Source organism: Klebsiella sp. A-Nf5, from assembly GCF_002810545.1.
GTDB lineage: Bacteria > Pseudomonadota > Gammaproteobacteria > Enterobacterales > Enterobacteriaceae > Klebsiella > Klebsiella variicola.
This window is the reverse complement of record NZ_PIOG01000208.1, coordinates 1-545: the sequence shown is the minus strand read 5'-3', so window position 1 is coordinate 545 and position 545 is coordinate 1. Positions and strand designations below refer to the sequence as shown.

The window sequence follows — 545 nt, the reverse complement described above, 5'->3', positions numbered from 1 at the left end:
CCCCGCGCGCAGTTCCTTATTCGGCCTTATTAACAGGTGTGTTGCTGAAACGCGTTATTTTAGGTTCCTTTGTCCTGATCGCCATGAACGTTGTCCAGTATACTTTAATTAACTGGCTGCCGACGATATTTATGACCCAGGGCATTAATCTTAAAGACTCGATTGTCTTAAACACGATGAGTATGTTTGGCGCGCCGTTTGGGATTTTTATCGCCATGCTGGTCATGGATAAACTACCCAGAAAAAATATGGGGGTGGGGCTGTTGGTATTAATTGCCGGGCTGGGATATATCTATTCTCTGCAAACCAGCATGCTATTAATTACGTTAATTGGCTTCTTTCTGATTACGTTTGTGTATATGTACGTTTGCTACGCCTCGGCAGTCTATGTTCCGGAAATATGGCCGACAGAAGCGAAGCTTCGCGGTTCCGGTCTGGCGAATGCAGTTGGGCGTATCAGCGGTATCGCCGCTCCTTATGCGGTCGCGGTATTGCTTAACGGTTATGGCGTGACGGGGGTATTTGTTCTGCTGGGAACCGTCTCC

1 protein-coding gene is annotated in these 545 nt (G+C 47.7%); it reads left to right on the top strand.

Annotation, left to right across the window (positions count from 1 at the left end):
- On the top strand, window positions 1–545 hold a 545-nt coding region (locus tag CWM53_RS20285; RefSeq protein ID WP_133124372.1), incomplete at both ends, for an MFS transporter.